We start from the raw sequence: 5123 nt of genomic DNA on the forward strand, positions 1-5123 counted from the left end.
GTCCTCGGGTCCCGCCCCTGCGGCGTTCAGGCGTTCAGGCGTTGCGCGGCGCTCAGCCGTCCGAGCGGGCGCCCAGGTGGTGCACCTGCACCATGTTGGTGGTGCCCGGGATGCCGACCGGCACGCCGGCGGTGACGATCACGGTGTCGCCCTCGGCGAGGCGGCCCATCTTGAGCAGCTCGCGGTCGACCTGCTCGACCATCTCGTCGGTGGTGGCGACCTGCTCCGAGACGTACGCCTCGACGCCCCAGCTCAGCGAGAGCTGGTTGCGGGTGGCGACGTCCGGGGTGAAGGCGATCACCGGGATCGGCGAGCGGTAGCGGGACAGCCGGCGCGCGGTGTCACCGGACTTGGTGAACGCGACCAGCGCCTTGCCGTCGAGGAAGTCGCCCAGCTCGCACGCGGCGCGGGCGACCGAGCCGCCCTGGGTGCGCGGCTTGCGGCCCGGGTTGAGCGGCTGGAGGCCCTGCGAGAGCAGCTCCTCCTCGGCCTTCTCGGCGATCCTGCTCATGGTCTTGACGGTCTCGACCGGGTACTTGCCGACGCTCGACTCGGCGGACAGCATGACCGCGTCCGTGCCGTCCAGGATGGCGTTGGCGACGTCGGAGACCTCGGCGCGGGTGGGGCGCGAGGCGTGGATCATCGACTCCATCATCTGGGTGGCGACGATGACCGGCTTGGCGTTGCGGCGGGCCAGGGTGACCAGCTGCTTCTGGACCAGCGGCACCTTCTCCAGCGGGTACTCGACCGCGAGGTCGCCGCGGGCCACCATGATCGCGTCGAAGGCGAGGACGATCTCCTCCATCGCCTCGACGGCCTGCGGCTTCTCGATCTTGGCGATGACCGGCACACGAATGCCGACCTCGTCCATGACCTTGTGCACGTCGTCGATGTCCGCGGCGTTGCGGACGAAGGACAGCGCGACCATGTCGACGCCCAGCTGCAGGGCGAAGCGCAGGTCGTCCTTGTCCTTCTCGGACAGCGCGGGGACGTTGACCGCCGCGCCGGGCAGGTTGATGCCCTTGTTGTTGGAGAGGACGCCGCCCTCGACCACGACGGTCTTCACCCGCGGGCCGTCGACGCTGACGACCTCCAGGGCGATGACGCCGTCGTTGATCAGGATCGGGTCGCCGGGCTTCACGTCGCCGGGCAGGCCCTTGTAGGTGGTGCCGCAGATGTGCTGGTCACCGGGGACGTCCTCGGTGGTGATGGTGAACGTGTCGCCGTTGTCAACGGTCACCGGGCCGTTGGCGAAGGTCGCCAGACGGATCTTGGGGCCCTGCAGGTCGGCCAGCACACCGATGGTGCGGCCGGTGTCCTCCGAGACCTGGCGGACGCGGCGGTACCGGTCCTCGTGCTCGGCGTGGGAGCCGTGGCTCATGTTGAGGCGGGCGACGTTCATGCCCGCTTCGACGATGGCCTTCAGCTGTTCGTAGGAGTCCGTCGCGGGACCCAGGGTGCAGACAATTTTCGCTCGGCGCATATCCGTCAGTCTATCCGTTCGTGTTATCGGTGCATTCAGCTCGAATCGTCAGATATCGCCAACGAACATTCCGAGGGGTGGGATACTGACGGGTAGTCATCCCGCGTCCGGCCTACACCGCGCGGACCAGCGCGAACGTCTGCTGGGCGATCTCCAGCTCCTCGTCGGTCGGCACCACCGCGACGGCGACCCGCGAGTAGGACGGCGAGACCGTCCGGGCGTCCCGGGAGCGCACCGCGTTCAGTTCCGGGTCGACCGAAATGCCCAGCTCCTCCAGATTGGCACAGACCGCGGCCCGCACCTCGGCGGAGTTCTCCCCGACCCCCGCGGTGAACGCCACCGCGTCCACCCGCCCGAGCACCGCGTAGTAGCCGCCCAGGTAGCGCCGGATCCGGTGCACGTACGAGTCGAAGGCCAGCTTGGCGTCCTCCTCGCCCTCCTGGGCCCGGCGCACCACCTCGCGCATGTCGTTGTCCCCGCACAGGCCCAGCAGGCCGCTGCGCCGGTTCAGCAGGTCGTCGATCTCGTCGATGCCCATCCCGCCGACCCGGTGCAGGTGGAACACCAGGCCCGGGTCCGCGTCGCCCGAACGGGTGCCCATCACCAGGCCCTCCAGCGGGGTCAGGCCCATCGAGGTCTCCACGCACACCCCGCCCGCCACCGCGGAGGCCGAGGCGCCGTTGCCCAGGTGCAGCACGATCACGTTCAGCTCCGCCGGGTCCCGGCCGAGCAGCCGGGCGGTGGCCCGCGAGACGTACTGGTGCGAGGTGCCGTGGAAGCCGTAGCGGCGCACCCGGTGCTCGTCGGCGGTCTTCCGGTCGATCGCGTAGCGGGCCGCGTGCTCGGGCAGCGTGGCGTGGAACGCGGTGTCGAACACCGCGACCTGCGGCAGGTCCGGGCGCAGCCTCCGGGCCACCTCGATGCCGGTGATGTTCGCCGGGTTGTGCAGCGGCGCGACCGGGATCAGCCGGCGGATCTCGGCCAGCACCGGGTCGGTGACCAGCGTCGGCCGGGTGAAGCGCAGCCCGCCGTGCACCACCCGGTGGCCGATCGCCGCCAGCTCCGGCGAGTCCAGGCCCATCAGGTCCGCCGCCAGCTCCTCCGCGACCGCGTCCAGCGCCGGGCCGTGCCCGTCGAAGCGGCGCAGCGTCTCGCGCGGCTCCCCGGTCAGCGGCAGGTGCAGCAGCCGGCCGTGCTCCTCGCCGATCCGCTCGACCAGGCCGGACGCCAGCTTCGCCCCGTCCAGCATGTCGATCAGCTGGTACTTCACCGAGGACGACCCGGCGTTCAGCACCAGGACACGGGTACCGGTGGTCACAGCGCGCCTCCTGCGGCGGGGGTCTCGGTCTCGGCGGCGGTCTGGGACTGGATCGCGGTGATCGCCACGGTGTTGACGATGTCCTCCACCAGGGCGCCCCGGGACAGGTCGTTCACCGGCTTGTTCAGGCCCTGCAGCACCGGCCCGACCGCGATCGCCCCGGCCGAGCGCTGCACCGCCTTGTACGTGTTGTTGCCGGTGTTCAAGTCCGGGAAGACCAGCACGGTGGCCCGCCCGGCCACCTCCGAACCCGGCAGCTTGGTCGCCGCGACGTGCGCGTCCACCGCCGCGTCGTACTGGATCGGGCCCTCCACCAGCAGGTCCGGGCGCAGCGCGCGGACCAGCTCGGTGGCCTTGCGGACCTTGTCCACGTCCGCGCCGCTGCCCGAGGTGCCGGTCGAGTACGACAGCATCGCCACCCGCGGCTCCACCCCGAACTGGGCCGCCGTCTCCGCCGACTGGATCGCGATGTCGGCCAGCTGCTGGGCGTCCGGGTCCGGGTTGACCGCGCAGTCGCCGTACACCAGCACCTTGTCGGCCAGGCACATGAAGAACACCGAGGAGACGATCGCCGCCCCCGGCGAGGTCTTGATCACCTCGAAGGCCGGGCGGATGGTCGCCGCCGTCGAGTGCACCGCGCCCGAGACCATGCCGTCCGCGATGCCCTCCTGCACCATCAGGGTGCCGAAGTACGAGACGTCGGTGACCACGTCCAGCGCCCGCTCCACCGTCATGCCCTTGTGCGCCCGCGCCTTCGCGTACAGCTCGGCGAAGCGCTGGCGCAGCGGGCTGGCCGCCGGGTCGACGATCCGGGCCTGCGCGCCCGCGTCGCCGGGCTGCGGGAACTCGATGCCCAGCGCGGCGAGCCTGCGGTGCACCGCGTCCGGGTCGCCGAGCAGGGTCAGGTCGCAGATGTTGCGGCGCAGCAGCACCTCGGCGGCGCGCAGCACCCGGTCCTCGGCGCCCTCCGGCAGGACGATGTGCCGGCGGTCCGCGCGGGCCCGCTCCAGCAGCGCGTGCTCGAACATCATCGGGGTCACCCGCTCGGACCGGCTCAGCTCGATCCGGCTGGTCAACTCGGCGGTGTCCACGTGCAGTTCGAACAGGCCCAGGGCGATCTCGGCCTTCCGCGGGCTGTTCGGCCCGATCCGGCCCTCCAGGTGGGTGAGCGCCGCCGCGGTCAGCCAGGAGTCCTCGGTCACCTCCGCCACCGGCGTGCCCGGGGCCAGCCGGGAGGCCAGTGCCATCACGTTCGGGCCCGGGTGCTGACCGAGCGTCAGCAGCACGCCCGCGATCGGCGGCGAGCCCGCCGCGTGCGCCGCCAGCGCCCCGATCACCAGGTCCGCCCGGTCGCCCGGGGTCACCACCAGCGCGCCCTCGGTCAGCGCGTTCAGGAAGGTCGGCAGCATCGCCCCGCCGAACACGAAGGTGCGCACGTCCCGGGAGAGCCCGGCCGCGTCGCCCAGCAGCACCGTCGCGCCGGTCGCCTCCACCAGCTGCGCCACCGTCGGCGCGGCCAGCGCCGGCTCCTCCGGGATCACGTACACCGGCACCGGCAGCTTCTCGGTCAGCGCCCGCTGCACCTGCTGCTTCGCCCCCGGCCGGACGCGGTTGGCCACCATCGCCAGGATCGAGCACCCCAGGTCCCGGTACGCCCGGTGCGCGTTGCGGACCTCCGCGACCACCGCCTGCGGGTCCTCGTGCCGCCCGCCGACCACCGGCAGCACGCCCGCCCCGAACTCGTTCGCCAGCCGGGCGTTGAACGCCAGCTCGTCCGGGATGTTGGTCTCCGAGAAGTCGGTGCCCAGCACCAGCACCGCCTGGCAGCGCCGCTCCAGCTGGTGGAAGCGGTCCACCAGCGCCGAGACCAGCTCGTCCTGCCCGCGGGCCGCCTGCAGCGCCGCCGCCTCGTCGTACGTCAGCCCGTACAGCTCCGACACCGGCAGGTCCAGCCGGTACCTGCTGCGCAGCAGCTCCACCACGTGGTCACTGCCCGCCCCGTCCCCGTCCGGCACGTGCACCAGCGGGCGGAAGACGCCCACCCGGTCCACCTGACGGGTGAGCAGTTCCATGACCCCGAGTTCCACGGCCTGCCGGCCGTCCCCCCGGTCGATCCCGGTCACGTACACGCTGCGCGCCACGGTGGAGCTCTCCGTCCGGTCGTCCCAGGCATCGGTCACACCGACCATACCTTCGTACAACACGGGGAACTCGCTGCGGCACCGCGGCTACCGCCGCACGGGTCCGGGGGGAAGGGGGGAGGGGGAAGGGGGAGGGGAGAGAGAAGGGGCGGGCGGTGGGCGGCGGTCGTACGGCCCGGGG

At 72.0% G+C, this 5123-nt stretch carries 3 protein-coding genes; all 3 read right to left on the reverse strand.

From position 1 onward, the window contains the following. Positions 1-52: 52 nt before the first annotated feature. Positions 53-1483: a pyruvate kinase gene (gene pyk, locus ACFUEL_RS34700; protein WP_380241393.1), complete on the reverse strand. Its 1431-nt coding sequence runs from the start codon at positions 1481-1483 to the stop codon at positions 53-55. A gap of 112 nt (positions 1484-1595) precedes the next feature. After that, positions 1596-2801, reverse strand: a complete 1206-nt coding sequence (locus tag ACFUEL_RS34705; protein WP_380241395.1) for an acetate kinase — start codon at positions 2799-2801, stop codon at positions 1596-1598. Beyond that, positions 2798-4942 (reverse strand): phosphate acetyltransferase, encoded by a 2145-nt coding sequence (gene pta / locus ACFUEL_RS34710; protein ID WP_380241397.1) that lies wholly within the window; start codon positions 4940-4942, stop codon positions 2798-2800. Before pta ends, ACFUEL_RS34705 begins: the two co-directional genes overlap by 4 nt. Positions 4943-5123 lie beyond the last annotated feature (181 nt).

Source organism: Kitasatospora sp. NPDC057198 (assembly GCF_042670125.1).
Lineage (GTDB): Bacteria > Actinomycetota > Actinomycetes > Streptomycetales > Streptomycetaceae > Kitasatospora.

Excerpts from the sequence above, each read along its gene's own strand:
- pyk (WP_380241393.1), bottom strand. The coding sequence starts at position 1,483 with ATGCGCCGAGCGAAAATTGTCTGCACCCTGGGTCCCGCGACGGACTCC.